Annotated in this window: 27 protein-coding genes and 1 tRNA gene; 11 read left to right on the top strand and 17 right to left on the bottom strand. The window is 68.1% G+C overall.

The window, feature by feature from the left end:
• Positions 1 to 135: 135 nt before the first annotated feature.
• The 4 genes from AB0H56_RS24090 to purD form a co-directional block, all read right to left on the bottom strand.
• Positions 136 to 441 carry a WXG100 family type VII secretion target gene (locus AB0H56_RS24090; RefSeq protein WP_357167318.1) on the bottom strand — a complete coding sequence of 102 codons (306 nt, stop codon included), beginning with the start codon at positions 439 to 441 and terminating at the stop codon, positions 136 to 138.
• Positions 441 to 785 carry a WXG100 family type VII secretion target gene (locus AB0H56_RS24085; RefSeq protein ID WP_357167316.1) on the bottom strand — a complete coding sequence of 115 codons (345 nt, stop codon included), beginning with the start codon at positions 783 to 785 and terminating at the stop codon, positions 441 to 443. Before AB0H56_RS24085 ends, AB0H56_RS24090 begins: the two co-directional genes overlap by 1 nt.
• A 424-nt stretch (positions 786 to 1,209) precedes the next feature.
• On the bottom strand, positions 1,210 to 1,353 hold the full coding sequence (locus AB0H56_RS24080) for a hypothetical protein (RefSeq protein ID WP_357167315.1): 144 nt from the start codon (positions 1,351 to 1,353) through the stop codon (positions 1,210 to 1,212).
• 63 nt (positions 1,354 to 1,416) lie between these two features.
• Complete coding sequence (purD, locus tag AB0H56_RS24075) at positions 1,417 to 2,697, bottom strand: phosphoribosylamine--glycine ligase (RefSeq protein ID WP_357167313.1); 1,281 nt, start codon at positions 2,695 to 2,697, stop codon at positions 1,417 to 1,419.
• Between the two features lie 206 nt (positions 2,698 to 2,903).
• Between purD and AB0H56_RS24070 the strand changes: the two genes are divergently transcribed.
• The 7 genes from AB0H56_RS24070 to AB0H56_RS24040 all read left to right on the top strand — a co-directional run bounded on the left by AB0H56_RS24070 (position 2,904) and on the right by AB0H56_RS24040 (position 7,391).
• On the top strand, positions 2,904 to 3,281 hold the full coding sequence (locus tag AB0H56_RS24070; protein ID WP_110037428.1) for a PH domain-containing protein: 378 nt from the start codon (positions 2,904 to 2,906) through the stop codon (positions 3,279 to 3,281).
• A gap of 14 nt (positions 3,282 to 3,295) precedes the next feature.
• On the top strand, positions 3,296 to 3,721 hold the full coding sequence (locus tag AB0H56_RS24065; RefSeq protein WP_110037429.1) for an HIT family protein: 426 nt from the start codon (positions 3,296 to 3,298) through the stop codon (positions 3,719 to 3,721).
• 72 nt (positions 3,722 to 3,793) lie between these two features.
• Positions 3,794 to 4,315, top strand: coding sequence for a DUF3558 domain-containing protein (locus tag AB0H56_RS24060; RefSeq protein ID WP_357167310.1), 522 nt, complete (start codon positions 3,794 to 3,796; stop codon positions 4,313 to 4,315).
• 33 nt (positions 4,316 to 4,348) lie between these two features.
• Positions 4,349 to 4,738 (top strand): hypothetical protein, encoded by a 390-nt coding sequence (locus AB0H56_RS24055; RefSeq protein WP_357167309.1) that lies wholly within the window; start codon positions 4,349 to 4,351, stop codon positions 4,736 to 4,738.
• A 14-nt stretch (positions 4,739 to 4,752) separates the two neighbouring features.
• Complete coding sequence (locus tag AB0H56_RS24050; protein WP_357167307.1) at positions 4,753 to 6,114, top strand: hypothetical protein; 1,362 nt, start codon at positions 4,753 to 4,755, stop codon at positions 6,112 to 6,114.
• Positions 6,111 to 6,863 (top strand): ESX secretion-associated protein EspG, encoded by a 753-nt coding sequence (locus AB0H56_RS24045; RefSeq protein ID WP_357167305.1) that lies wholly within the window; start codon positions 6,111 to 6,113, stop codon positions 6,861 to 6,863. Before AB0H56_RS24050 ends, AB0H56_RS24045 begins: the two co-directional genes overlap by 4 nt.
• 30 nt (positions 6,864 to 6,893) lie before the next feature.
• Positions 6,894 to 7,391 (top strand): hypothetical protein, encoded by a 498-nt coding sequence (locus AB0H56_RS24040; protein ID WP_357167303.1) that lies wholly within the window; start codon positions 6,894 to 6,896, stop codon positions 7,389 to 7,391.
• Positions 7,392 to 7,450: 59 nt separating this feature from the next.
• Here the strand turns inward: AB0H56_RS24040 and AB0H56_RS24035 are convergent, their stop codons facing one another.
• The 4 genes from AB0H56_RS24035 to AB0H56_RS24020 form a co-directional block, all read right to left on the bottom strand.
• Positions 7,451 to 7,654, bottom strand: coding sequence for a hypothetical protein (locus AB0H56_RS24035; protein ID WP_357167301.1), 204 nt, complete (start codon positions 7,652 to 7,654; stop codon positions 7,451 to 7,453).
• A 68-nt stretch (positions 7,655 to 7,722) separates the two neighbouring features.
• Positions 7,723 to 7,794, bottom strand: a tRNA-Thr gene (locus AB0H56_RS24030).
• Positions 7,795 to 7,917: 123 nt separating this feature from the next.
• Entirely contained in the window at positions 7,918 to 8,154 is a 237-nt protein-coding gene (locus AB0H56_RS24025; protein WP_022565839.1) for an MbtH family protein, read from the bottom strand.
• A 117-nt stretch (positions 8,155 to 8,271) separates the two neighbouring features.
• Positions 8,272 to 9,105 (bottom strand): alpha/beta hydrolase, encoded by an 834-nt coding sequence (locus AB0H56_RS24020; RefSeq protein WP_110037435.1) that lies wholly within the window; start codon positions 9,103 to 9,105, stop codon positions 8,272 to 8,274.
• A 172-nt stretch (positions 9,106 to 9,277) separates the two neighbouring features.
• Between AB0H56_RS24020 and AB0H56_RS24015 the strand changes: the two genes are divergently transcribed.
• From AB0H56_RS24015 to AB0H56_RS24000, 4 genes are all read left to right on the top strand, one after another.
• Positions 9,278 to 9,436: a hypothetical protein gene (locus tag AB0H56_RS24015; RefSeq protein ID WP_019044795.1), complete on the top strand. Its 159-nt coding sequence runs from the start codon at positions 9,278 to 9,280 to the stop codon at positions 9,434 to 9,436.
• Between the two features lie 68 nt (positions 9,437 to 9,504).
• Positions 9,505 to 11,040: a trehalose-6-phosphate synthase gene (locus tag AB0H56_RS24010; RefSeq protein ID WP_357167299.1), complete on the top strand. Its 1,536-nt coding sequence runs from the start codon at positions 9,505 to 9,507 to the stop codon at positions 11,038 to 11,040.
• 66 nt (positions 11,041 to 11,106) lie between these two features.
• Positions 11,107 to 11,823 (top strand): response regulator transcription factor, encoded by a 717-nt coding sequence (locus tag AB0H56_RS24005; RefSeq protein ID WP_357167297.1) that lies wholly within the window; start codon positions 11,107 to 11,109, stop codon positions 11,821 to 11,823.
• Between the two features lie 41 nt (positions 11,824 to 11,864).
• Positions 11,865 to 13,262, top strand: coding sequence for a HAMP domain-containing sensor histidine kinase (locus AB0H56_RS24000; protein WP_357167295.1), 1,398 nt, complete (start codon positions 11,865 to 11,867; stop codon positions 13,260 to 13,262).
• 29 nt (positions 13,263 to 13,291) lie between these two features.
• On the opposite strand, the gene AB0H56_RS23995 is transcribed toward AB0H56_RS24000, so the two are convergent.
• The 9 genes from AB0H56_RS23995 to AB0H56_RS23955 are packed head-to-tail and all read right to left on the bottom strand — an operon-like array spanning position 13,292 to position 22,656.
• Entirely contained in the window at positions 13,292 to 13,777 is a 486-nt protein-coding gene (locus tag AB0H56_RS23995; protein WP_357167293.1) for a h domain protein, read from the bottom strand.
• Positions 13,774 to 14,649 (bottom strand): hypothetical protein, encoded by an 876-nt coding sequence (locus tag AB0H56_RS23990; RefSeq protein WP_357167292.1) that lies wholly within the window; start codon positions 14,647 to 14,649, stop codon positions 13,774 to 13,776. Before AB0H56_RS23990 ends, AB0H56_RS23995 begins: the two co-directional genes overlap by 4 nt.
• The gene (locus AB0H56_RS23985; protein WP_357167290.1) at positions 14,646 to 16,049 is read right to left on the bottom strand and encodes an MlaD family protein; all 1,404 of its coding nucleotides are present in this window, start codon (positions 16,047 to 16,049) and stop codon (positions 14,646 to 14,648) included. The genes AB0H56_RS23990 and AB0H56_RS23985 overlap by 4 nt, the downstream gene beginning before the upstream one ends.
• Positions 16,046 to 17,260, bottom strand: coding sequence for an MCE family protein (locus tag AB0H56_RS23980; RefSeq protein WP_357167288.1), 1,215 nt, complete (start codon positions 17,258 to 17,260; stop codon positions 16,046 to 16,048). The genes AB0H56_RS23985 and AB0H56_RS23980 overlap by 4 nt, the downstream gene beginning before the upstream one ends.
• Positions 17,257 to 18,519 carry an MCE family protein gene (locus AB0H56_RS23975; RefSeq protein ID WP_357167286.1) on the bottom strand — a complete coding sequence of 421 codons (1,263 nt, stop codon included), beginning with the start codon at positions 18,517 to 18,519 and terminating at the stop codon, positions 17,257 to 17,259. The genes AB0H56_RS23980 and AB0H56_RS23975 overlap by 4 nt, the downstream gene beginning before the upstream one ends.
• Entirely contained in the window at positions 18,516 to 19,583 is a 1,068-nt protein-coding gene (locus AB0H56_RS23970) for an MCE family protein (protein ID WP_357167284.1), read from the bottom strand. The genes AB0H56_RS23975 and AB0H56_RS23970 overlap by 4 nt, the downstream gene beginning before the upstream one ends.
• Entirely contained in the window at positions 19,576 to 20,604 is a 1,029-nt protein-coding gene (locus tag AB0H56_RS23965; RefSeq protein ID WP_357167282.1) for an MCE family protein, read from the bottom strand. The genes AB0H56_RS23970 and AB0H56_RS23965 overlap by 8 nt, the downstream gene beginning before the upstream one ends.
• Positions 20,601 to 21,800, bottom strand: a complete 1,200-nt coding sequence (locus tag AB0H56_RS23960) for an MCE family protein (RefSeq protein ID WP_357167280.1) — start codon at positions 21,798 to 21,800, stop codon at positions 20,601 to 20,603. The genes AB0H56_RS23965 and AB0H56_RS23960 overlap by 4 nt, the downstream gene beginning before the upstream one ends.
• A 4-nt stretch (positions 21,801 to 21,804) precedes the next feature.
• Positions 21,805 to 22,656 carry an ABC transporter permease gene (locus tag AB0H56_RS23955; protein ID WP_357167278.1) on the bottom strand — a complete coding sequence of 284 codons (852 nt, stop codon included), beginning with the start codon at positions 22,654 to 22,656 and terminating at the stop codon, positions 21,805 to 21,807.
• Positions 22,657 to 22,661: the final 5 nt, after the last annotated feature.

Genomic DNA, 22,661 nt, shown 5'->3' with positions numbered 1-22,661 from the left:
CACGCTAGAGAATTCCCGCTGTCATAGATCTAACTATCGATTCGACAAGTAGGTAGCAGCGACACAGTTCTCAATTGGCCACAGATCTCGGCAGGGCGATCGGGTGAGGATCGAGAACAGCACCGTCCGCTTCAGCTACGATCGGCCGAGCATCGCCAAGTTCGTGGCGACGGCAGCGGAGTAGCGATCATGGGCTGCTTGCGCGGCTTGGCGCATAGCATCGATGCCCTCGGCGACATCTGTTGCGCCAGAGTGCCATTCACGATATGCCTGAGCTTGTGCATCGGCTGCCGCACCGCTCCAATTCTGCTGGACTGCAGCGATGCGCTGCTGCAGTCCATCGAGACTGTCGGAAAGGAATCCGACGAATCCTGATACGCGGGTGATGATCTGCTCGAGTTCGACGAGATCTACACGGAATTGCTGGGAGTTTTCGACCATCAGAACTCCGGTAGGTCAAGTGAAAGAGCCAGTGCGTTCGTGTTACTCGCCCATATCTGGTCTTGATCGTCCAATGTCTTGCTGGTAACGCCGAGCAATCCGGCTATATCTGAAAGAGCGTCGAGAACGGTGTCTGCGCCGTGTTTTGTCTCGGTCCACCCCGCTGAGAAGGAGTCGGCCGATACGCCGCGCCAAGTGCTCAGAAGCGTGGCGATATCGGCATCCAAGGACCTCAGCCCGTTGATCATGGATTCGGCAACTTGCTGCACAAACGTCCCGGCATCTGCGACTTCGTCGGGCACTATCGCGAAGCCGGCTTCTGATCCACTCGGTTCTGTAACCATACGTCCCCCTCCAGGTGTGACTACTGCTGGACGGTATCACGAGCGTGCGCACTCGCGATCGGGGAGCGATCATCCAGCCGGTCCGTCGGGATATGCATCGTTCGTCAACCCACCCGAGCGCGTGGCGGTCCCCCAGACTTCTCTACTCCGAATCGAATGCGACTCGCGCACCGCTCTTGCGCCAAGCACGCATCACGTCCCCGCTCACCGAAACACGGCACCAACACGTCGATCCCCAAGCTTGGCTCGCCTTCGACGACCTCAGCCTGACCTGAAACCTATCGACGACCGACATCCCCAGCATGCGGTAAACGACTCCGCGGCAACCGGCTTTGCAGGTCGTTGAAGGTCGCTGCGAGAGCCACCGGGCTGGTCAGCACAGGGGCGTCGGTGTGGGTGTGCCGATGACATACCGTCGGCCGGCTCAGTCGTGGCGGCACTCCTCGATTTCGGTGATGTGCTGCCAGTCCTTGTCGAAATGCACGATGCACCGAACTCTTCGGGCGCCCCCGGCGAGGAAGTCCTCGATGGTGGCCACCTGGGCTGAGGTCTCGCGTCGTGTCGACATGGCCTCAGCCCGGGTGAGCCTCGGCTGGCCCTTCACGGCCTCAGCCTGACCTGAGCGCCGGAACTACTCGGCCGCGACCGCCCGTTCCGGGATGACGACCTCGGTGGCGCCGATGTCGGTGCGGAAGTGGCTACCGGGGAGCTTGATCTGGGCCAGGCGCGTGTAGGCGCGTTCCCTGGCCTGGGCGAGGTCGGCGCCGACACCGACGACGTTGAGGACGCGGCCGCCCGCGGAGACCAGGGCCTTGTCCTCGCGCTGGCCGGTGCCCGCGTGCAGGACGAGGGTGTCGCCGTCGAGGCTGTCCTCGGCGCCGGTGATCACGTCGCCGGTGCGCGGGCGGGCCGGGTAGTTCTCGGCGGCGAGGACGACGGTGATCGCGGCGCCGTCCTTCCAGCGCGGCGGCTCGACCTCGGCCAGGCGGCCGGTGGCGGTGGCGTGCAGCAGCTCGGCGAACGGGCTGTCGAGCAGGGCCAGCACGGCCTGGGTCTCGGGATCGCCGAAGCGGCAATTGAATTCGACGACGGCGGGCCCGTTCGACCCGACCGCGAGCCCGGCGTACAGCAGGCCGGAGAACGCGCTGCCCCGGCGCACCAGCTCGGCCGCGACGGGCTTCACCACGTCCTCGACGATCTCGGTCAGCGTCTCGGCGGGCAGCCACGGCAGCGGGGTGTAGGCGCCCATGCCGCCGGTGTTGGGGCCGGAGTCGCCGTCGCCGACGCGCTTGTGGTCCTGCGCGGGCAGCAGCGGGACCACGGTCTCGCCGTCGACCAGACAGAACAGCGACACCTCTGGTCCGTCCAGGAACGATTCCAGCAGCACCGGATGGCCCTGTTCGAGCAGCTCGGCGCCGTGATCGCGGGCTGCGCGCCGATCGGCGGTCACCACCACGCCCTTGCCCGCGGCCAGGCCGTCGTCCTTGACCACCCAGGTCGGGCCGAAGCGATCGAGCGCCGCGTCCAGGTCGGCCGGGTTGTCGACGATCTCGCTGTGCGCGGTCCGCACGCCCGCCGCCGCCATCACGTCCTTGGCGAACGCCTTGGACCCCTCGATCCTGGCCGCGTCCGCGGACGGGCCGAACACCGGGAAACCGGCCGCGCGCACGGCGTCGGCGATGCCGAGCACCAGCGGCACCTCGGGCCCGATCACCACGAGGTCGGCGGCCACGTCGGTCGCGAGCGCGACGACGGCCTCTGCCGAGCAGGGGTCGACCTGGCGTAGTTCGGCCTGCTGGCCGATGCCGGGATTGCCGGGGGCCGCGATCACCGCCGTCACCGACGGATCCCGGCGCAGCGCCAGGACGAGGGCATGTTCACGGGCTCCGGAACCGATGACGAGTACGCGCACGGTCCACAGATTAGTCGCGCACTTCGCACGCACTTCGCACGCCCCGGCCTGCCATCGAGTCGCAATATCCGGTGACGGTGACCACGGTTCCCCTCCCCCGGCCCGCACCGGGAATTCACCCGCGCGGGGCACCCGCGGCGGGTTCGCTTGGGGGACAATGGGGTCGGCGGCACGTCACCGCCGGGAACGGGCGAGGGGAGAACGTCATGGGTCTGCTCGACGGGATGATGGGCAACGCGGGTCGCATCGACCCGGCCGCCGCCCAGCAGGAGTACGCCAAGCTGTTCGGCCAGGGTGAGCAGGTGTATTCGGCGTTCATCCTGGTCCGCGACGCGATGCTGTTCACCAATCGCCGTCTGATCCTGGTCGACAAACAGGGCGTCACCGGGCGCAAGGTGAGTTACCACAGCATCCCGTACCGCTCGATCACCCATTTCGCCGTCGAGACAGCGGGCACCTTCGACCTCGACGCCGAGCTCTACATCTGGATCGGCAGCGGCAACGAGCCGGTCAAGCAGCGGTTCAACCGCCAGGTCGACATCTACGAGGTCCAGGGCATCCTGTCGCATTTCGTCGGGATCTAGTTAGGCTCGCGGCTATGGCATCCGTCTTCAGCGCGATCATCGCAGGACAGCTCCCCGGCCGCTTCGTCTGGACCGACGACGAATTCGTCGCCTTCCTCACCATCGCCCCCGTCACCCAGGGCCACACCCTCATCGTGCCGCGCGCCGAGATCGACCAGTGGCAGGACGTCGACCCCGCCGTCATGGCGAGGATGACCGGCCTCGCCCAGACGATCGGTCAGGCCGTCCGCCTCGCCTTCGACGCGCCACGCGCCGGCCTGCTCATCGCCGGCCTCGAGGTCCCCCACCTGCACACCCACGTCTTCCCCGCCTACACCATGGGCGACTTCGACATCTCCGGCGCCGACACCGACCCCTCCCCCGAATCCCTCGACGAGGCCCAGTCCAAGATCAAGGCCGCCCTCCGCACCCTCGGCCACGAAGCCAACGTCCCCGCCTGAGCCGAGCGGGAACCGAACCGGCCCCGGCCGCGTCAAAGACTATCGAGTGGGTTGCGCGGAAAGGGAGAGACGATGCGACTGATCGGGTTGGCCGCCGGGGCCTGCGCCGTGCTGGTGCTCGCCGGGTGTTCCGAGGAGGTCAGTGGGCAGCCCGAGGTGAGTGGGGCGCCGTTGACGAAGGAGCAGTTGTTCGATCCGTGCACGGTGCCGGACGGGGCTTTGACCGCAGCCGGGCTGGACCCAGCGTCCAAGGACGACAACCTGTTCTCCGTGCCGCGCGCTGAATGGAAGGGATGTGGCTGGACTGCCGATGGGCACTTCATCTCCTTCATGTCCACGGTCTACACAATGGACGAGATTCGCGCGAACGATCGATACCACGACTTCAAAGAGGTGACTGTCGGCGATCGAAAGGCCTTGCAGTTCTACATCGGCACGGAGCAGCCTCCAGTCGAGTGCGAACTCGCGATCGAAACCGGCCAGGGAAGAGCGCTGATCAACGCGAGCAAGTTCGTCGACAGCAAGTCTCCGACAGATCCGTGCTCGTTGGCGAGCAACGCGGCTCCGCACTTCGTCGCGTATATCCCGCGATAGCCGCGGACACGTCGAGTCGAGGAAGGATCAGCAATGGCCGAGAACGTTCTGGCGAGAGAATTCCAAACATTGGCCGGTCAGGCGGCGGCGGGTCACCTGATCATCGAGGCCGATGCCGCCGAACGGTGTGCCAAGTGGTGTGACGACTACATCGCGGATCTGCGTGGGCTCTCGCTGCGAACCAGGAGGATGGTCGACGCCGATTCATTCGGTGACCTCGCCTCTGCCAAAGAGCTAGCCAAGAAGTTCGCCAACCTGGCCGAGGGCGGCGAAGGCTCCGGGTCCTACCTCGACGCCGCCACCAAGCACATCGAGATCCTCACCCAAATGGCCGACATGTACCGCAAAGCCGGTGCGGCGTACAAGAACTGCGACGAAGCGACGCAGCTGGCCATCAAGCAGCAGACGACCACGCTCGACTGACCTCAGGGGGAGACATGTCGCTCGGAGAGTTCCTGTCGGATCTCGCGAATCCGCGGACCACGATCCCGACGCTGGCGGGCCGCGTCGGTGAGCTGTTCGATTCCGACGTGAGCGCCACCGACTCGGAGCTCACCGCGCAGGCCGACGGCAACCGGGAACGTGCCGATCTCTACGCCGCCAACAGCGCGCTGGCCGCCGGGTTCACCGGCGAATACGATCCGCAGCGGCTCGGCGGCGTGATGGAGAGCTTCCACGACATGCCCCATTCGCGGATCATGCAGTTCGTCGACTCGATCGACATCACCCAGATGAGCACCAGCATCCAGGGCTGGACCCAGCTCGCCGACGACACCACCGCCAAGGCCACCACGTTCCACGACAATATCCAGAAGGAGATGGAGCGCGGGTGGGCGGGCAGCGCGGCGACCCAGGCGCTGGCCAGCACCAGGCAGTACCTCGCCGATATCCACAAGGTGGATCAGGCGGCGCGGCTCATCGCCAACAAGATGGCCGAAGCCCGGTCCGGGTTCCAGCAGGTGAAGTATTCGGTGCCGCACGAGTCGGAAAGCCAGTCCGATACCAAGATGGGCGTCATCGTCCAGATCCTGTCGCCGATGTCGGGCCTGGCGATGGACAGTGCGAGCACCGCGCGCGCCGAAGCCGCGCAGGCCGCGGCCCGCGAAGTGATGAACACCGTCTACCGGCCTGTCGCGCTGCAGTCCGACACCCAGGTTCCGAAGGTGCCCGCGCCGACGAAGCCGCAGTCCGGCAACCCGACCGACGACGGCACCACCTACCGGCCGAACGGCGGCACGACCGACGGCGGCACGAACGGCACCAACGGCACGAACAACGGGACCACCGACCCCGGCGACACGACGCCCGCGACCACGCCGACCGATCCGACGTCAGCGGACCCGGACGACACGACCGACGACACCTCCGCGACGGCCGACCCGGAGACAACCGAGAACCCGGACACCACCTCGCCCGCCGCGACTGATCCCGACAGCACCGCACCAGCCGCCACCACACCGACCGGCACACCCGGCGGCGGCACGCCCAGCGGCGGGTCTCCCGGCGGCGGCGCCCCGGGCGGCGGTGGTGGCGGGAGCCCGAGCGCGCCCGGTACGGGTACGGCCGTGCCCGGCGCCGGCGCGCAGAGCCCGCAGCGCGCCGGCACCGCGGGCACCCCCGGCACCGGGGCGGCCGGCCGCGCCGGCATGGGCGGCATGGGTGGGATGGCACCTGGCGCACGCGGCGGCAAGGACGACGAGGACGAGCACAAGGCCCCCGACTACCTGCGCGGGGTGCACGAGGAACTGCTCGGCCCCGACCGCCCGCACGTACCGCCGGTGATCGGCGGCGACGCATGACCGACGCCTGGGAACTGACCCCGTTCGAATTCTGGGTCGCCTGGGAAACACTCGGCCGCGACCGGATGCCGTGGCCGCTCACCTTCACCTCGGGCGTCGAAACCCAGGACGAGTTCGATCAGGAGTGCCGCCGCGCCGCGGACGCGTTGATCGCCAAGATCGGCTCCGACGAATCGCTCTATCACGCCCTGCACGCGCTGGCCCATCCCGAACTGCGCGTGGAACTCTTCGGTCATCGCTTCGACGGCCGCACGCGCATGGTCCGTGCCTGCGCGGCCACCGAGGCAGGCAACGGTGTCGTCGCCGCGCAGATCCCCGGCGCCGAATACGGCCAGGGCGCGAACATCCTGATCTATCTGCGGCCGGCGAAGACCATCACCCAGCGCCTGATCGCGGTCCTGCCCGCGATTCGGCCGGGCAGGCAGCAGGGCTTCAACGTCCACCGCGACGAGCTCACCGAACCCCAAGCCCCCGGCTCCCGCCGCACTCCCGGCGAACTGGCCACCCGCTTCCTGAAGCGCCCCTTCCGCACCTATGCCGAGTTCCGCGTCGATCTCGGCCCCGCCCTCGACGGCTGGAAAGAGGGCGGCACGCGCCTGCAGATCGTCGACTACATCGACGACGGCCGCTACCTGTTCCGCGAGGGCGAACGCGTCGAGGCCTTTCCCGTCACCTCGGCCCAGCTCGCCACCGAACTCGACCGTCTCATCGAGCAGGCGGTCGACCCGGCTCGCGAAAAAGCTTGGTAGACACAGTAAACGCACAACTTGGGGGGAACCATGTCGAACACCACCGAACCGAAGCGGACACCATTTCCGGTCTATCTGTTGCTCGCTGCTCTCGGATTCTGCCTGGGTTCCGCGACATTGTTCTTCGTCAGTCAGCCGATCAATGTCTTCGCCTATTGGCTCGGCTACGGCGAGCCGACGCAGGTGGTCGTCACCGAGGGATCAACAAGCTTCAGCATGGGCCGCGGCGACCCGGGCGAGGGCCGCGTGATCGCCGACGACAGCACAATTCGCCTCTACGGCGTGAGTGCGGGCGAGACGGTGACGGCCCGACCGCGCTTGATCGACATCGGCGCCAACTCCTACGCTTTCCACAGTCCGCTGTGGGCCGCGGCGGATCTGCTGTACCTGATCCCCACCGTCCTCTTCGGTTTCCCCTTCGCCCTGTTGATCCTCGGCATCATCGCGCCCGGCCGCCTGCGGGGGATCACCCGGTGGCTCGCCGAGCACGCGCCGAAACCGAAGCCGACGGACCCGTCGACGCGATAGGCGGGTGCTGCCGGGGCCGACGGTCAGGTCGGCGCGCGCTCGTCGTCGACCTGGTGGCACTACACCGTGCGGACTTCGACCATGCGGAGTTCGGCCGGGCGACCGTCCTCGCTCAGCGCGACCACCTCATAGGTGCCGATCTGATCGGCGATCCTGAATCCGCAGCGGTAGCCGATCGCGTTGATCGCATAGCCGGATCGCCCGGCGAGCGGACCGTCGAGGTGAAGGGCACGGCAGAAATCGAGCTTCGCTACGGGATCCACAACCAATGATCCCACGAGGAAACGGCCGAAGCCTCCGAACCGCGGCGGTTCGGAGGCTTCGGAAGCTGAGCCCCCTGTCAGGATTGAACTGACGACCTTCGCTTTACAAGAGCGGTGCTCTACCACTGAGCTAAGGAGGCGGGTGGGTGCGGCCCCGGAGGGCAGCGACCATCATAGCGGGGCGCGGCGGCCGCATGGCATCGGTAGGAGCCACGCGGCCGCGCGCTCAGCTGATGTCCCGGCGCAGTATCGGTGGGTACTGCTCAGGACTGGGCGCGGGCCGCATCGTCGGCGGCCATCGCGTCGCGCAGGCTCTTGGGACGCATATCGGTCCAGTTCTTCTCGACGTATTCGACGCACGCGGCCCGGCTCTCTTCGCCGAACACGACACGCCAACCCGCCGGGACCTCCGCGAACGCGGGCCACAGGGAGTGCTGCTCTTCGTCGTTGACCAGAACGAAGAAGCGGCCGTCCTCGTCGTCGAAGGGGTTGGTGCTCAATTTCACCTCACTGGATACTGGCGCTGTGTACGGGATCGCTCCGAGTGCGTACCCGGGCGTTGTGTCGACACTAGCAAGGCTGACGTTACGCGTTGGTGGTTACCTCAGCCTGAGCTGTCAAGCCGCGAAGAAATCGAGGAGGATCTTGTTGACCGCCTCGGGACGTTCCAGGTAGCCGTAGTGGCCGGTGTCGGGGATCTCCTGGTACCGGGCGCCCGGGATGGCGTCGGCGACCTCCCGCGACAGATAAGGCGGGATCATTCTGTCATCGGCGAAGCCGATTGCCAAGCACGGCACCGTGATCGCACGATAGGCGGCCACCCGGTCGAACTCGTGGTCCATCGCCCGCTGGGCCCGGATTCCGGGGGTGGCGGTTCCGCCGGTGAACTCGAACAGGTCGAGCCAGTCGCGGGCCGCGTTGGTGTCGGCCATCGTCGCGGGTGACAGATTCATCACCGCGGTCAGCGCGGCCTCGAACTTGGGCGGCAGCTTCACCCCGGCGGCGTCGAGATCCTGCTCACCGGCCGAGAGGGTCTTCTGGAACTGGTCGAGCCTGCCGTGCCCGGCCATGAAGACGGCCTTGCGCACCAGGTCGGGGCGGGCCAGCGCCAGCTCCTGGGCGACCCGCGCGCCCATCGAGGTGCCCGCGACCAGGGCCGGCCCCTCGTCGAGGAACTCGATCAGCGCGGCCGTGTCGGCGACCAGTTCCTCGATCCGGATGCCGCCCGCGCCCTCGTAGGACGGTGCGATGCCCCGGTTGTCGAAGACGCAGACGCGGTACCCGGCCGCGACCAGGGCGGGCACCTGATGCAGCTCCCATACCCGACCAGGCGACCCGGTGCCCATGATCAACACCACCAGCGGACCGCCGCCCTTGACGTCGGTGCCCTTGGTACGGTCGCCCTTGACCTGATAGTTCAGTGCGATGCCGTTCACCGTGGCCAGTGGCATGAAACAAACCTCTCTGCGGGGTCGAACTCTCCGATGCCCACGGTAACGGGACCGCCTCGACACTGCACCGGGGTGGGGTGATCGGGTCGGGAGTTCATCGGCCGTGCACCGGCGACCGATAGTATTGACTACTCGCACGCAGAGCGTTTGGAAACCGGGAGGACGTACCACTATGGCCGCCAAGAGCAGCGCCAACGACATCGCCGACGACGAGCTCGAGCCACTGGCCGACGAGACCGCTCGCCAGGCACAGCGCGTCGTCGCGGCGTATGCCGAAGACGCCGACGAGTGCCGGATGCTGCTGTCGATGCTCGGCATCGGCCCCAGCTGACCCTCCCCGACTACCACAACCTCAAAGCGGGACCCTGCGACGCACAAAGGATTGCGTGAGTGGACCAGATGATCGATAAACAGTCCAACGACCGTCCGTCCGAGAACAGCGAGTCCGTCGCGCCCGCACCGAGCGGTGCGGGTTCGGGCTTCGTGGTCGTCGCCAATCGGCTGCCGGTCGACCTCGAGCGCCTGCCCGACGGGACGACCCGCTGGAAGCGCAGCCCCGGCGGGCTGGTGACCGCGCTGGAGCCGGTCCTGCGCAGCAACAAGGGGGCCTGGGTCGGCTGGGCAGGCGTTCCGGACGTCGAGGTCCAGCCGATCATCGAGGACGGGCTGGAACTGCATCCGGTGCCGCTGACGGCGCAAGAGGTCGAGGACTACTACGAGGGGTTCTCCAACGGCACGCTGTGGCCGCTGTACCACGACGTGATCGTGCGCCCGGTGTACGACCGGGCATGGTGGGCCGCCTATGTCGAGGTCAACCGGCGTTTCGCCGAGGAGACCGCGAAGGTGGCCGCCGAGGGCGCGACGGTCTGGGTGCAGGACTACCAGCTGCAGCTGGTGCCCAAGATGCTGCGGATGCTGCGGCCCGATCTCACCATCGGCTTCTTCCTGCACATCCCGTTCCCGCCGGTGGAGCTGTTCATGCAGATGCCGTGGCGGACCGAGATCGTCGAGGGCCTGCTCGGCGCCGACCTGATCGGTTTCCACCTCCCCGGCGGCGCGCAGAACTTCCTCTACCTGGCCCGCAGGCTGGCCGGTCAGCCCACCTCACGCGGCACCATCGGCGTGCGCTCCAAGCTGGGCGTCGTCCAGGTCGGCTTCCGTACGGTGCGGGTGGGCGCGTTCCCGATCTCGATCGACTCCGCCGAGCTGGACGAGCACTCGCGGCGCCGGTCGGTGCGCGAGCGGGCGGCCAAGATCCGCGCCGAGCTGGGCAATCCGAAGAACATCATGCTCGGTGTCGACCGCCTCGACTACACCAAGGGCATCGACATCCGGCTCAACGCGCTGCAGGAACTGCTGGAGGAGGGCCGGGTCGACCCCGGCGAGACGGTGATGGTGCAGCTGGCCACACCGAGCCGCGAGCGCGTGCAGAGCTACATCAAGATGCGCGGCGACATCGAGCGCCAGGTGGGCCGGATCAACGGCGAGTTCGCCCGCGTCGGCTACCCGGTGGTGCACTACCTGCATCGCCCGATCCCCCGCGACGAACTGATCGCCTTCTTCGTCGCCGCCGACGCCATGCTGGTGACGCCGCTGCGCGACGGGATGAACCTGGTCGCCAAGGAGTACGTGGCCTGCCACAGCGACCTCAACGGCGCCCTGGTGCTGAGCGAGTTCACCGGCGCGGCGGCCGAGCTGCGCCAGTCCTACCTGTGCAACCCGCACGACCTGGACAGCGTGAAGGACGCCATCGTCGGCGCGCTCGACGACGACCGCGACACCAAGCGCCGCCGGATGCGCTCGATGCGCCGCCAGGTGCTCACCCACGATGTCGAGCGCTGGGCGCGGGCCTTCCTCGATTCGCTCTCGCACGGCAACATCGCCGGATCCGCCCTGCTCAGCGAGGACTCCGACGTCTTCGGCGAATCGCGCTGACGGCACACAGCAACCTCACAGCCATGGTCCAGCCACCTCCCAGCGGGGTGGTGGACCATGGGTTTCATGAGCGGTGTGCCTGAAGCACCCGAGGCGCGGGTGCTCGTCGTCGACGACGAACCGATGATCGTGGAACTGCTGGCGGTGAGCCTGCGCTACCAGGGGTTCGAGGTGGCCACGGCCGCCGACGGCGCCGAGGGCCTGGACAGGGCGCGCTCGTTCCGGCCGCAGGCGCTGATCGTCGACGTGATGATGCCCGGCATGGACGGCTTCGGCCTGCTGCGCCGGTTGCGCGCCGACGGCATCGACGCGCCGGTGCTGTTCCTGACCGCGCGCGACGAGGTCGAGGACAAGATCACCGGACTCACCCTCGGCGCCGACGACTACGTCACCAAGCCGTTCAGCCTCGAGGAGGTGGTGGCCCGGCTGCGGGTGATCCTGCGCCGTTCCGGCCAGGCGGCCGAGGCGCCCGCGAACACCCGGCTGCGCTTCGCCGACATCGAACTCGACGACGACACCCACGAGGTGTGGAAGGCGGGCGAGCCGGTGGCCCTGTCCCCCACCGAGTTCACGCTGCTGCGGTACTTCATGGTGAACGCGGGCAGTGTGCTCAGCAAGCCGCGCATCCTGGATCACGTGTGGCGCTACGACTTCGGTGGTGAGGTCGGGGTGGTGGAAACCTATGTCTCGTACCTGCGCAAGAAGGTGGACACCGGCGAGCAGCGACTGATCCACACCCTGCGCGGTGTCGGATACGTCATGCGGGAACCAGCGAAACGGTGAAGACCCTTCCGCGCGTTCACCTCTCGGCCATCCCACTTCGGGTGACCCTGGTCGTGACGCTGGTGCTGCTGGCCGGGCTCGGGCTGCTCGCCTCGGGCATCATCGTCACGAAGGCGATGGAGAACTCGCTGCGCAACCGCACCGACCAGCAGCTCACCGATGCCGCGATGGAATGGGAACGGCGGGTGGGCATTCCGACGCCGCTACCGACCCCGGCACCGGACACGCAGCCACCCGGCCGCTACTACGTGCACGCGCAGAGCGCGGACGGCACCAGGAACATCACCCTGGACAACGTCTTCGGTACCGACGCTCAGCCCGCGCTGCCCGATCCCCCCGCACCGGAACCCGTCACGGTCGGCTCGGTCGGCGATCCCTCCGAGCTGTGGCGGGTGCTGACGGTGCACGGCCCCCGCGCGAGCGCGACGGTCGCCTGGCCGCTGGCCGAGAACACCGAGACGCTGCGCCGACTCGTCGTGCTGCTGGTGATCGTCGGCGCCGTGGTGCTCACCGTGCTCGCGGTGGCCGCCTATTTCGTGGTGCGCGGCAGCTTGCGGCCGCTGCGGCGGGTCGAGGCGACCGCGGCCGCCATCGCCGGCGGCGAGTTGCACCACCGGATCCCGGTGCGCGGCAACGACACCGAGGTCGACCGGCTGTCGCGCTCGCTCAACAGCATGCTCACCCAGATCCAGCAGGCCTTCGCCGCCACCGCGGCCTCCGAGTCCGCCGCGCGGGAATCCGAGGCGCGCATGCGGCGCTTCGTCGCCGACGCCAGCCACGAACTCCGCACCCCGCTCACCACCATCCGTGGTTTCGCCGAGCTGTACCGGCAGGGCGCGACCGACGATCCCGCTTTGTTCATGAACCGCATCGAGCACGAGGCCCAGCGGATGGGTCTGCTGGTGGAGGACCTGCTGATGCTGGCCAGGCTGGACGCGCAACGCCCCGTCGACCTGCGGCCGGTCGACCTGCTCGCGCTGGCGGGCGACGCGGTGCACAGTGCCCGCGCGGTCGAGGCCGCCGCCGGCGAGCACCGCCCGATCACCCTCGAGATCGCCGAGGGCACCGGGACCCTGGAGATCCGCGGCGACGAGCACCGCCTCCGCCAGATCCTCACCAACCTGCTCAACAACGCGCGCACGCACACACCGGACGGCACCGCGATCACCGTCCGGCTCACCCCGGCCGCCGACGAGGTCCGCATGGAGGTCGCCGACACCGGCCCCGGCCTGAGCCCCGAGGAATCCGCCCGGATCTTCGAACGGTTCTACCGCGCCGACACCTCACGCGCCCGCAGCAGCGGCGGCACCGGCCTCGGCCTGTCCATCGTGGCCGCGCTGGTGGCGGCGCACCAGGGCACGGTGGAGGTCACGCCGACGCCGGGCGGCGGCGCGACGTTCATCGTCCGGCTGCCCAGGAACGACCGCGGCCCGGCCTGAGGACAGGCCGGACCGACGGACGGAGTGGCTCAGACCGGCGTCACCTGGGAGACCAGCCAGCGGTCACCGGACTTGTCCAGCGAGACCCGCACCCGGCTGCCCGAGGTACTGCCGTCCGGGGTGTCCTTGCTGGTGGTCAGCTGGTTCAGGTAGAGCAGCACCACGGCGTGCTCGGGCTCGGCGGAGACGACGCCCTCGGCCTGGGTGGTGGCCTTGACGGTGAGCTGCTTCTCCTTGGCGCCGGGCGCGATGGCTTCCTTGATCAGCTTCAGGTAGTCGTTGCGGAAGGTTTCGGTCAGCCCGTCGGCCGCCTTCGGCAGTTCGGTGTCGACGGTGGCGGGCTCGTAGGTGAACATGGCGCTCACGGTGCGGCTGGCCGTGCTCATCGCGTCGGAGCGGGCCTGCTCGGTCCGGTCGTGCTGCCAGAGCTGATAGCCGCTCACGCCGAGCACGATCGCGGCGATCAGGCCGAGGGCGGCCAAGCCGCCGAAGACGATCTTCAAACGCTGGCTCATCCGACGAACTCCACCTTCGACACGGTCATTCCGGAGTCGGCGTTCGTCACCGTCACCCGGAACCGGTACTGCCTGGACTGCGGTTCGGGCGAGCCGTTGTTGCTCACCGTCTGCTTGGCGGCGACGAGCACCTGCGCGGATTCGGCATCCGCGGTGACGATGCCCGACTCGACCACCTCGCCGGTGGAGACCACGTTCGCCTGCTTGACGACCTCCATGAACGGATCGACACGGCCGTCGAACTCGGTCTTGAAGTCACCGGAGGCCACCGACAGGATCCGGTCGATGTCCTCCTTGGCCGTCTGCGCGCGGATCGTGGTGAGGTTCAGCACCGCCTGGCGGGCGGTCTCGGTGTACTGCGCGCGCAGGTCCTCGTCCTTGTTCACCGAGTAGGCGGTGAACGCGGCGAAACCTGCGCCGACGACCAGGGCGAGCACGAGCACGATCGCCGCCGCCAGCGCCAGGACGGTTCCGCGCTTGCGCGGTGCCGGGTCGTCGGTGGACTTGTCCAGGTCGACCGGTTCGCTCGCGGTGAGTTTCCCGGTGGCATCCGCGGGCTCGGCGTCGGTGAGCTTCACGGTGGCGTCGGCGGACTTCACGCCGGGCTTGGCGAGCTGCACCGTCGTGTCGTCGGTCTTGGCCAACTTCACCGTCGCGCCCTCGGACTCGGCGGTCGGCTCGACGAGCTTGACCGTCGCATCCTCGGTCTTCGCGGGCGCGTCGGTGACCTTCACCGTCACATCGGCGACCGCCGCCGGTGATACGGTTTCGCTCTTGCTGATGGTGACCGTTCCGGCTGCCGTCTCCTCGACCGGCGGACCGGCCGTGCGCGCGGCCCGCCGACGTGGGCGGCGGTTGTCGTTGTCGTTCATCGTTGCTGTTCCTCCAACATCGCCTGCCAGCTGGCCGGCACGGTGCCCGAGCCGTCCGCGGCGATGTCACCTTGGCGGTACGTGCGTCCGTCGGTGCCCAGATAGGCGCCTGTCGACGGATCATAGGGGCGCGCTGCGGCGGGGGTCACACCGCCCGTCGATGCGCCTGCCGGTGCCGACGCCGGAGCGACGGGCTGAACCGGGCCGAACGGCGGGTTGTTGCCTTCCGGCACATACCCGGTGCGGCACAGTTCGGGAGTGGGGGCCCGGCGGCCGGGGAACTCCATGCACGGCGTGTTGCGGATGCCGCGCACCGCGATGTTCGAGTCCTGCGGCACCTTGCAGTACAGCCCGGGTGGGGTGTCCATCGGGGTCAGGTCGCTCGGCTCGCGCCACTGGTCGGCGGGCAGGAAGCCGGTGGTGCAGGCGGGCGGGTCGTTGAGAACGGTCATGAAGTCGACCATCACGCCGTACTTCGCCGGCCCGCGGATGGCGGTGCGCAGCGCGGCGATCAGCGGCGGGAACACGACCATGAGCTGTTCGAGGCTCGCGTTGTAGGTCACGCCCACCTGCCCGAGGCTCACCAGATTGCTGGCGAGCAGCGGCAGCGTTGGCCGCAGCGACTGGAACTGGTTGCTCACCGTCTCCATCGCGGCGGGGCTGTTGTCCAGCAGGCTGCGCAGCGCGGGATCGTGCTCGCGCAACTGGTCGGTGACCATGGCCAGATCCGCGGTCCAGGAACGGATGTCGTCCGCGGAGCGGGTCTGGGTGTCCAGCAGCGGACCGATCTGGTCGAGCAGTTTCTTGGTCGGCTCGATATCGGTTTCGGCCTGCTGCACCAGCAGCGCCGCCGAGTCGATGAACCGCTGCAGATCGGGCCCCGCGCCGTTGAAGGCGAGGAACGCCTCGTCGATCACCTGACGCAGGCGGGTGTCGGCGACCGTCGCGAGCAACTTGTCGGCCTGGTCCAGCATCGCGCCCACGTCCTGGGGCAGGTGCGTGCGCTGCTCGGGGATCACCGAGCCGTCGCGCAGATGCCCGTCGGACGGCTGCTCACTGGGCACCAGGTCGACATACTGCTCGCCGATGGCGGAGACACTGCGCACCCAGGCGCTCGAATCGGCGGGCACCTTGTAGTCGCTGTCGATCGACAGATCCGCTTCGACGCCCGCCGTCGTCAGCCGCACCGCCTCGACCTTGCCGATGTTCTGGCCGCGGTAGGAGACATTGGCCGTGGGATAGAGCCCACCGGTGGCCGCCAGCTGCACGGTGACCGCGTACCGGCCGATCCCCAGCATCGCGGGCACCTGTAGATAGGTACCGCCCATGACGACGAGCCCGATCACGGTGAGCACCGCGAAGATCGCGAGCTGGACTCGCACGAACCGGGTGAGTGTCATCGACCCGCCCCTTCCTGACCGGGCAGCGGCGCGGTGATACCGGGGATGGCGGGCAGGCCGGGAATGGCGGGCAGCCCGGGAATACTCGGCGCGGGCGCGGGGGCCTGCGGGGGCGCGAACGGGTCGGCCGTGTCGGTGGCGGTCGACGGCGCGAACGAACCGACGACACCCTCGACACCACCGAAGCGACCGCCGAGCGGGGTACCGGTGAGCCAGTTGCTGTCGAGCCGGCTGGCGGTCAGGTCGAACGTGATGAACAGGTTCATGTAGTCGCCCATGATCGCGTTGTCGATGTTCCTGATCGGGAAGGGGAACGTCGGCAGGATGCCCAGCGCCTGGATCAGATTGTTTCCGGTGTCGGCCAGCGTCTTCAGGACGGGTCCGAGGCTGCGCAGGTTGGCCACCAGGTTGTCGCCGCTGGCCTGGATGAGCCGTTCGCTGACGTCGCCGAGCTCACCGAGGGCGGTGATCGCCGCGGTGATGTTCGCCGACCGGTCGGCCAGGGCGGTGAGCGCGGGATGGATCTGTTCGATCGCCGCGGCGATCACGTCCTTCTGGCCCGCCAGCTTGACCGCGAGCTGGTCGAGGCCCTCCATCGCGGCGATGATGCTGCCGGTCTGGCGTTCCAGGCCGGTGGTCAGCTCGTTGAGTTGCGGGAGCAGGTCGGCGATCTCGGCCTCGCGGCCGTTCACCATCGCGTTCAGCTCGGTGGTGATCGTCTCCAGCTGCGCGATACCGCCGCCGTTGAGCACCACCGACAGCGAGGACAGCACCTGCTCGGTGGTCGGATAGGCGCCTGCCCGGTCCAGCGGGATGACGTCGCCGTCGCGCAACTGCCCCTGTGGTGCGCCGGTCGACGGCGGGGCCAGCTCGACGTGGTTGCTGCCGAGCAGACTGGTCTGGCCGATCTTGGCGACCGCGTTGGCGGGCAACCGGACATCGGGATTGAGCGAGACCGTCACCAGCGCGTGCCAGCCCTCGACCTCGATCCCGGTGACGTTGCCGACCTCGACGTCGTCCACCCGGACCGGCGAATTCCGGGTCAGGGTGGTGACATTGGGCATCTGGATGCGCACGGTGTACGAGCCGGGCATGCGCCCTTCCGAGCCCGGCATGGGCAGGGAGTTGAGCCCGTCGAACTGACAGCCGGTGGTGCCGAGCGCGACGGCGACGCCGACGGCCAGCCCGGCGAGTGTGCGTTGCCGCCTCATCGCTGTCCTCCTGGAACGGCAAGCCCGGCAAGACCTTCGGGCACGGTGATGGGAGCGGCGGCGGGAGCCTGGGTCGGCTGACCCGCGCCGGCCAGGCTCGGGTCGCTGTACACCAGCTGCTCGGGGAAGGCGGTCACGCCGCTGGCGGGGTTGGTCATGAGCGGCACGTAGTTCATCGCCAGGGAACTGATCACCGGTGCCAGGAACTCCGCGCACAGATCCGCGGACCGGTCGGAGTTGTTGTTCTCGAGCGCCCGGATCGAACCGCACAGGAAGCTCAGCGGGTTGGCCGAGTTGTTCAGTGCGACAGCGCCGGTGAGCGAACCCTGCGCGGGCTTGTAGAGCTGGTAGAAGTTCACCATCGCGGTGGGGCCGGAGTGCAGCACCTGCTCGATCTGGGGCCGCTTGTCGACCAGCGTCTGGGTGACATCGGCGAGCTTCTCGACACCTTCGGTCAGTTCGCCGCCGGTGCCGTCGAGGAAACGCTTCACATCGGCGAGCGCGATGTCGAGGCTGTCCAATCCGGCGCCCAGGTCTTCCGACGCGCCGGCCAGGACCGAGGACACCGACGCCAGCCTGCCGCTGAACTGCACGATCTGCTCGTTGCTCGCCGAGAGCACCTCGACGAACTTCTGCAGATTGCGGATGGTGCCGAACAGGTCGGTCCGCCCGTCCGAGAGGGTGGTCAAGGTCGCGGACAGCTCGCGCAGGGTGTCGCGGAACTTCTGCCCGTTGCCGTCGAGGTTGTCGGCCGCGGTGTCGACGAAGCGGCCGAAGGAGCCCTGCTTGTCGTCACCGACCGGACCGAGCGCCGCCGAGAGCTTGGTCAGTTCGGCCTTGATCTCGTCCCACTCCACCGGCACCGCGGTCCGCTCGAGCGGAATCTGCGCGCCGTCGACCAGTTTCGGTCCGCCGCTGTAGGCGGGCGCGATCTGCACGAAGCGGGCCGACACCAGCGACGGCGCGATGATCACGGCGCGCGCGTCGGCGGGCAGGTCGACGCTGCTGTCGATGCTCATCGTCACCCGCACCTGGCCCTGGCCGGGTTCGATCGAGTCGATGCTGCCGACGGTGACGCCGAGCACCCGCACCTCGTCGCCCTCGTAGAGGCCGGTCGTCGAGGTGAACGCCGCGGTCACCTTGTTCTTGCCGCCACCGGTGACGAGGTAGAGACCCACCGCCACCAGCGCCGCGATCACCACCACCGCCACCGCGATCGTCCAGCGCGGCAACCCGCGCACCTGCTGGGTCAAGCTCATCGCGGGGGATCCTCCTCGGCAGGAGCGATGTACGGCGTCCTCGGGTTGGTGAAGATGTCGATCAGGTCCTGCGGCACCTGTTCGGGCCAGACCAGCGCGTCGACGAGCGGGCGCAGTTCGGTACTGGTCGCGTTCACCACGTAGGCGTTGAACCACGGCCCGTTGCCGACCTGCTCACCGAGCGCGGCGGCATAGGGGCCGAGGCCGTCGAGGGCCTCGTTGAGGTTCTGCTCGTTGCGCTGGAGCAGCGCGAGCACCGAGTTCAGGCGGTCCAGCGTCGGCCGCATCTGCGGCTCGTTGTCCGCGACCAGGCCCGAGAGCTGCCTGGCCACATCGTCGACGTAGACGACGAGCTGGTTGATCGCGGCCCGGCGCCGGTCGAGCTCGCCGAGCAGCTCGTTGCCGTCGAGGAGCAGCGTGTTGAGCTGGGTGCTGCGGTCGGCCAGGATCTTGGTGACGTTCTGCGCCCTGGCCAGCAGATCGGTCAGCGCCTGATCGCGCGCGTTGATGCTGCGCGAGAGAGCCGTGACACCGTCGAGCGCGTTGCGCAGCGGGCCCGGTGTCTCGGCGAAGGCCGCCGACAGGGTGTCGAGCGTCTTGTCGACCTGTTCCAGATCGAGATCGCGCACGGTGCCGCCGAGATCGCTCAGCGCCTCGTTGAGCGAGTAGGGCGAGGTGGTGCGCTCGACCGGAATCGTGTCGCGGGTGCCGATCGCGCCGGGACCACTCGGGACCACGTCCAGCGACTTGCGGCCAAGAACGGTGTTGGTCTTGATCGCGGCGGTCGTCTTCTCCCCCAGCACGATCGACTCGTCGAGGTCGAACTTCACCAGGACCTTGGCACCGTCCAGGCTCACCTCCCGTACCTCGCCGGAACGCACGCCGGCCACATGCACCGGGTCGCCGGGGACGAGGCCGCCCGCGTCCAGGAAGTTCGCGGTGAAGGTCGCGCCCGAACGGATGAAGGGCAGTTCGGTGAATTGCAGTGTCGCGAGCGAGATCGTCACCGCCAGCACCACGCCGACGATGCCGATCGTCGCCGCCGACGATTTGTTCTCATTCATTGGGCGTGCACCTTCCGGTCGCCTGCAGACCCGGCGCGTGCACTTCCATCGGCAGCCCGTTGGGGCCGGTGACCAGGAAGTTGGTGCCGCAGATGTACAGCTGCAGGAAGGAGCCGTAGGCACCGATCCGGATGAGCTTCTTGTAGGTGTCCGGCAGTTTCCCGAGCACCCACTCGATGTGATCGGAGCCCTCGTCCAGGTTCGTGGCGAGCCTGCCGGTCTGCTCGATGGTGTTGCGCAGATCAGGACGGGCCTGCACGAGCAGGTCGTTGACCTCCTGCGTCGCGCCCGCGATCCGCGGCAACGCGTTGCCGATCGGGTCGCGCTGCGCGGACAGGTCGCTGACCAGGCGCTGCAGTTCCTCGATGGTGGTGGCGAACTGGTCGCCACGATCGCTGATGGTGGCGAGCACGGTGTTCAGGTTGTCGATCACGCTGCCGATCAGCGCGTCCCGGTCGGCCAGGGTCTTGGTGAAGCTGCCACCGCTGTTCAGCAGCGAGACGAGCGTGCCGCCCTGACCCTGGAAAATCTGCAACAGCGCCGCGGTGAGATCGTTCACCTGCGCGGGGTCGAGTCCACGCAGCAGCGGCTTGAAGCCGCCGAGCAGCAGATCCAGATCCAGGGCGGGCTGGGTCTGCTCGCGGCCGATGGTGTCGCCGTCGGAGAGCCGCCGAGCCGAGCCGGGGCCCTCCAGCAGTTCCAGGTAGCGGTCGCCGACGAGGTTCTCGTACTTGATCGCCGCGCGGGTGCTTGCCAGCACGGCGTACTTGGTGTCGACATCGAACTCGACGTGGGCGAGGTTGTCGTCGCCGACCTTCACCGAGGTCACCGACCCCACCGGCACACCGGCGATGCGCACCTTGGCGCCGGGCAGCATGCCCGAGGAACTGGTGAACACCGCGCGATAGCCGTTCTCGCTGGAGAACCGCGCCTGACTCAAGACGATCGCCAGGCCGGCGAACACCAGCGTCATCACCACGGTGAAGATCGCCAGTTTGATCGTCGTTGCCGTGTTCCTCACCGCGTCACTCCCGGCAGTCCGTCCAGCAGCAGCTGGAACACCTTTGGCACACCGTGGAATTCGTGCTGGGTGTTCGGCGTGTACACCGCACCCTCGCTGGTGTCGGTCACCAGATAGTCCGAATGACTGTCCGGCACCCGGTCCACCACGCCCTCGCAGCGCGGGCCACCGGTGGCGTTCACCTTGGGCAGGTCCTTCGGGTAGGTGTAGGGCTCGGCGCCGAGCATGAAGCTGGCGTTCATGCCGACACCAGGCAACAGCCCGCCCATCATGTCCTCGGCGATCGGCATCAGCGGGCCGAGTCCGTCGATGACGCAGCCCAGCGCGGGCGCGTACTCGAACAGCAGGCCCGTCGTCGGCCGCAGCAGGTCGAGCGCGGTCACCAGATCGTGCTCGTTCTCGCGCAGCACCGAGCCGACAGTGTCGGACAGCCCGATCACGTTCACGAGCACGTTGTCGAGCTGGCCCTGCATCTCGGAGATGGTCCGCGAGGTGCCGGTCGCGTTGTCCACGGTGCGCAGCAGCGGGTCGGTCACCTCCCCGTAGAGGCCGGTCACCGCCGCGGTCTTGTCCAGGTCGGACTGCAGCGTCGGCAGGTACGGATTGAGTTCGCGCAGATAGCGATCCGAGCGCACCAGCAGGTCGCCCATCTTGTCGCCGCGGCCCTCCAGCGCCGTGCCGAGCGCGGTCAGCGTCGCGTTCAATTTCTCCGGCTCCACCTGGGCGAGCACGTCGGACAGGTGCTGGAACAGCGTGTTGAACTCGACCGTCACCGAGCTCACCGAGACGGTGCTGCCGGGCGCGAGCGCCTTGGCCGCGGGCTGCTCAGGGACGATGAAGTTCACGTACTTGGCGCCGAACACCGTGGTCGACCGGATGTCGACGCCGGCATTGGCGGGCACCAGCTTCAGCTGATCGGGGTCGACCTCGAGGCGCAGCTGGGCACCGTCGTTGCGCAGGGCGATATCGGTGACCCGGCCGATCTCGACTCCGCGCACCTTCACCTTGGCGTCGGGATCGAGGACCAGACCCGTGCGTGGCGTATCCACCAGCACCACGGCGGTGTTGGTGAACGCGCCCTGGAACAGTGCGATCGCGAGCGAGGCACCGGCGACGAGCAGGCCGACCAGCGCGAGGGCGGCGAGCTTGCGCCCGAGCCCACCCTGCAGTGCGGCAACGAACCTATTGGTATCCATCGCGCTATCCCGAGAGGTGGAAGTTGCCGGAGGTGCCGTAGATGGCCAGCGAGATCAGCAGCGTCACAGTGACGACCGCGACCAGCGATGCCCGCACCGCGTTACCCACCGCGATACCGACGCCCACCGGCCCACCCGCGGCGGTGAAGCCGAAGTAGGTGTGGATCAGCATGACGGCCAGCGCCATGACGATCGCCTGCGCGAACGACCACAGGATGTCGCTCGGAATGAGGAACGTCGAGAAGTAGTGGTCGTAGACGCCCGCCGACTGCCCGTAGATCACGACCGTCGCGAAGCGGCTGGCCAGGAAGGAGGCGATCACCGCGAGCGCGTAGAGCGGCACGATGGCGATCAGCCCGGCCAGCACCCTGGTGCCGACCAGGAACGGCACCGGCCGGATGGCCATGGACTCGAGCGCGTCGATTTCCTCGGCCACGCGCATCGCGCCGAGCTGAGCGGTCGCGCCCGCGCCGATCGTGGCGGCCAGGCCGATACCGGAGATCACCGGCGCCGCGATGCGGACATTGATGAAGGCGGCGAAGAAGCCGGTCAGCGCCTCGACGCCGATATTGCCGAGCGAGCTGTAGCCCTGCACGGCGATGGTGCCGCCGGCCATCAGGGTCAGGAAGCCGACGATGACGACGGTGCCGCCGATCACCGCCAACGCGCCACTGCCCATGCTGATCTCGGCGATGAGCCGAATGGTCTCGGTGCGGTAGTGCACCAGCGCGCGCGGCACCGAGCCGAGCGCCTTGACGAAGAAGATCGCCTTCTCACCAAGGGAATCCACGGATTTCGACGCGCGGTCGAAGCGGCGGACAGTGCGCGGGAACTTGCTGCGAACAATGAATGCCATTTCGG

The organism is Nocardia sp. NPDC050717 (assembly GCF_040654275.1).
Lineage (GTDB): Bacteria > Actinomycetota > Actinomycetes > Mycobacteriales > Mycobacteriaceae > Nocardia.
Note: the sequence above shows the minus strand (reverse complement) of the source record. Positions and strands in the feature narration are given on the sequence as shown.

What these genes read in the sequence shown, in the direction of transcription:
- AB0H56_RS24090 (WP_357167318.1), bottom strand. Translation starts at nt 441, where the DNA reads ATGGTCGAAAACTCCCAGCAATTCCGTGTAGATCTCGTCGAACTCGAG.
- AB0H56_RS24085 (WP_357167316.1), bottom strand. Translation starts at nt 785, where the DNA reads ATGGTTACAGAACCGAGTGGATCAGAAGCCGGCTTCGCGATAGTGCCC.
- AB0H56_RS24080 (WP_357167315.1), bottom strand. Translation starts at nt 1,353, where the DNA reads ATGTCGACACGACGCGAGACCTCAGCCCAGGTGGCCACCATCGAGGAC.
- AB0H56_RS24070 (WP_110037428.1), top strand. Translation starts at nt 2,904, where the DNA reads ATGGGTCTGCTCGACGGGATGATGGGCAACGCGGGTCGCATCGACCCG.
- AB0H56_RS24065 (WP_110037429.1), top strand. Translation starts at nt 3,296, where the DNA reads ATGGCATCCGTCTTCAGCGCGATCATCGCAGGACAGCTCCCCGGCCGC.
- AB0H56_RS24060 (WP_357167310.1), top strand. Translation starts at nt 3,794, where the DNA reads ATGCGACTGATCGGGTTGGCCGCCGGGGCCTGCGCCGTGCTGGTGCTC.
- AB0H56_RS24055 (WP_357167309.1), top strand. Translation starts at nt 4,349, where the DNA reads ATGGCCGAGAACGTTCTGGCGAGAGAATTCCAAACATTGGCCGGTCAG.
- AB0H56_RS24050 (WP_357167307.1), top strand. Translation starts at nt 4,753, where the DNA reads ATGTCGCTCGGAGAGTTCCTGTCGGATCTCGCGAATCCGCGGACCACG.
- AB0H56_RS24045 (WP_357167305.1), top strand. Translation starts at nt 6,111, where the DNA reads ATGACCGACGCCTGGGAACTGACCCCGTTCGAATTCTGGGTCGCCTGG.
- AB0H56_RS24040 (WP_357167303.1), top strand. Translation starts at nt 6,894, where the DNA reads ATGTCGAACACCACCGAACCGAAGCGGACACCATTTCCGGTCTATCTG.
- AB0H56_RS24020 (WP_110037435.1), bottom strand. Translation starts at nt 9,105, where the DNA reads ATGCCACTGGCCACGGTGAACGGCATCGCACTGAACTATCAGGTCAAG.
- AB0H56_RS24015 (WP_019044795.1), top strand. Translation starts at nt 9,278, where the DNA reads ATGGCCGCCAAGAGCAGCGCCAACGACATCGCCGACGACGAGCTCGAG.
- AB0H56_RS24010 (WP_357167299.1), top strand. Translation starts at nt 9,505, where the DNA reads ATGATCGATAAACAGTCCAACGACCGTCCGTCCGAGAACAGCGAGTCC.
- AB0H56_RS24005 (WP_357167297.1), top strand. Translation starts at nt 11,107, where the DNA reads ATGAGCGGTGTGCCTGAAGCACCCGAGGCGCGGGTGCTCGTCGTCGAC.
- AB0H56_RS23995 (WP_357167293.1), bottom strand. Translation starts at nt 13,777, where the DNA reads ATGAGCCAGCGTTTGAAGATCGTCTTCGGCGGCTTGGCCGCCCTCGGC.
- AB0H56_RS23990 (WP_357167292.1), bottom strand. Translation starts at nt 14,649, where the DNA reads ATGAACGACAACGACAACCGCCGCCCACGTCGGCGGGCCGCGCGCACG.
- AB0H56_RS23985 (WP_357167290.1), bottom strand. Translation starts at nt 16,049, where the DNA reads ATGACACTCACCCGGTTCGTGCGAGTCCAGCTCGCGATCTTCGCGGTG.
- AB0H56_RS23980 (WP_357167288.1), bottom strand. Translation starts at nt 17,260, where the DNA reads ATGAGGCGGCAACGCACACTCGCCGGGCTGGCCGTCGGCGTCGCCGTC.
- AB0H56_RS23975 (WP_357167286.1), bottom strand. Translation starts at nt 18,519, where the DNA reads ATGAGCTTGACCCAGCAGGTGCGCGGGTTGCCGCGCTGGACGATCGCG.
- AB0H56_RS23970 (WP_357167284.1), bottom strand. Translation starts at nt 19,583, where the DNA reads ATGAATGAGAACAAATCGTCGGCGGCGACGATCGGCATCGTCGGCGTG.
- AB0H56_RS23960 (WP_357167280.1), bottom strand. Translation starts at nt 21,800, where the DNA reads ATGGATACCAATAGGTTCGTTGCCGCACTGCAGGGTGGGCTCGGGCGC.
- AB0H56_RS23955 (WP_357167278.1), bottom strand. Translation starts at nt 22,656, where the DNA reads ATGGCATTCATTGTTCGCAGCAAGTTCCCGCGCACTGTCCGCCGCTTC.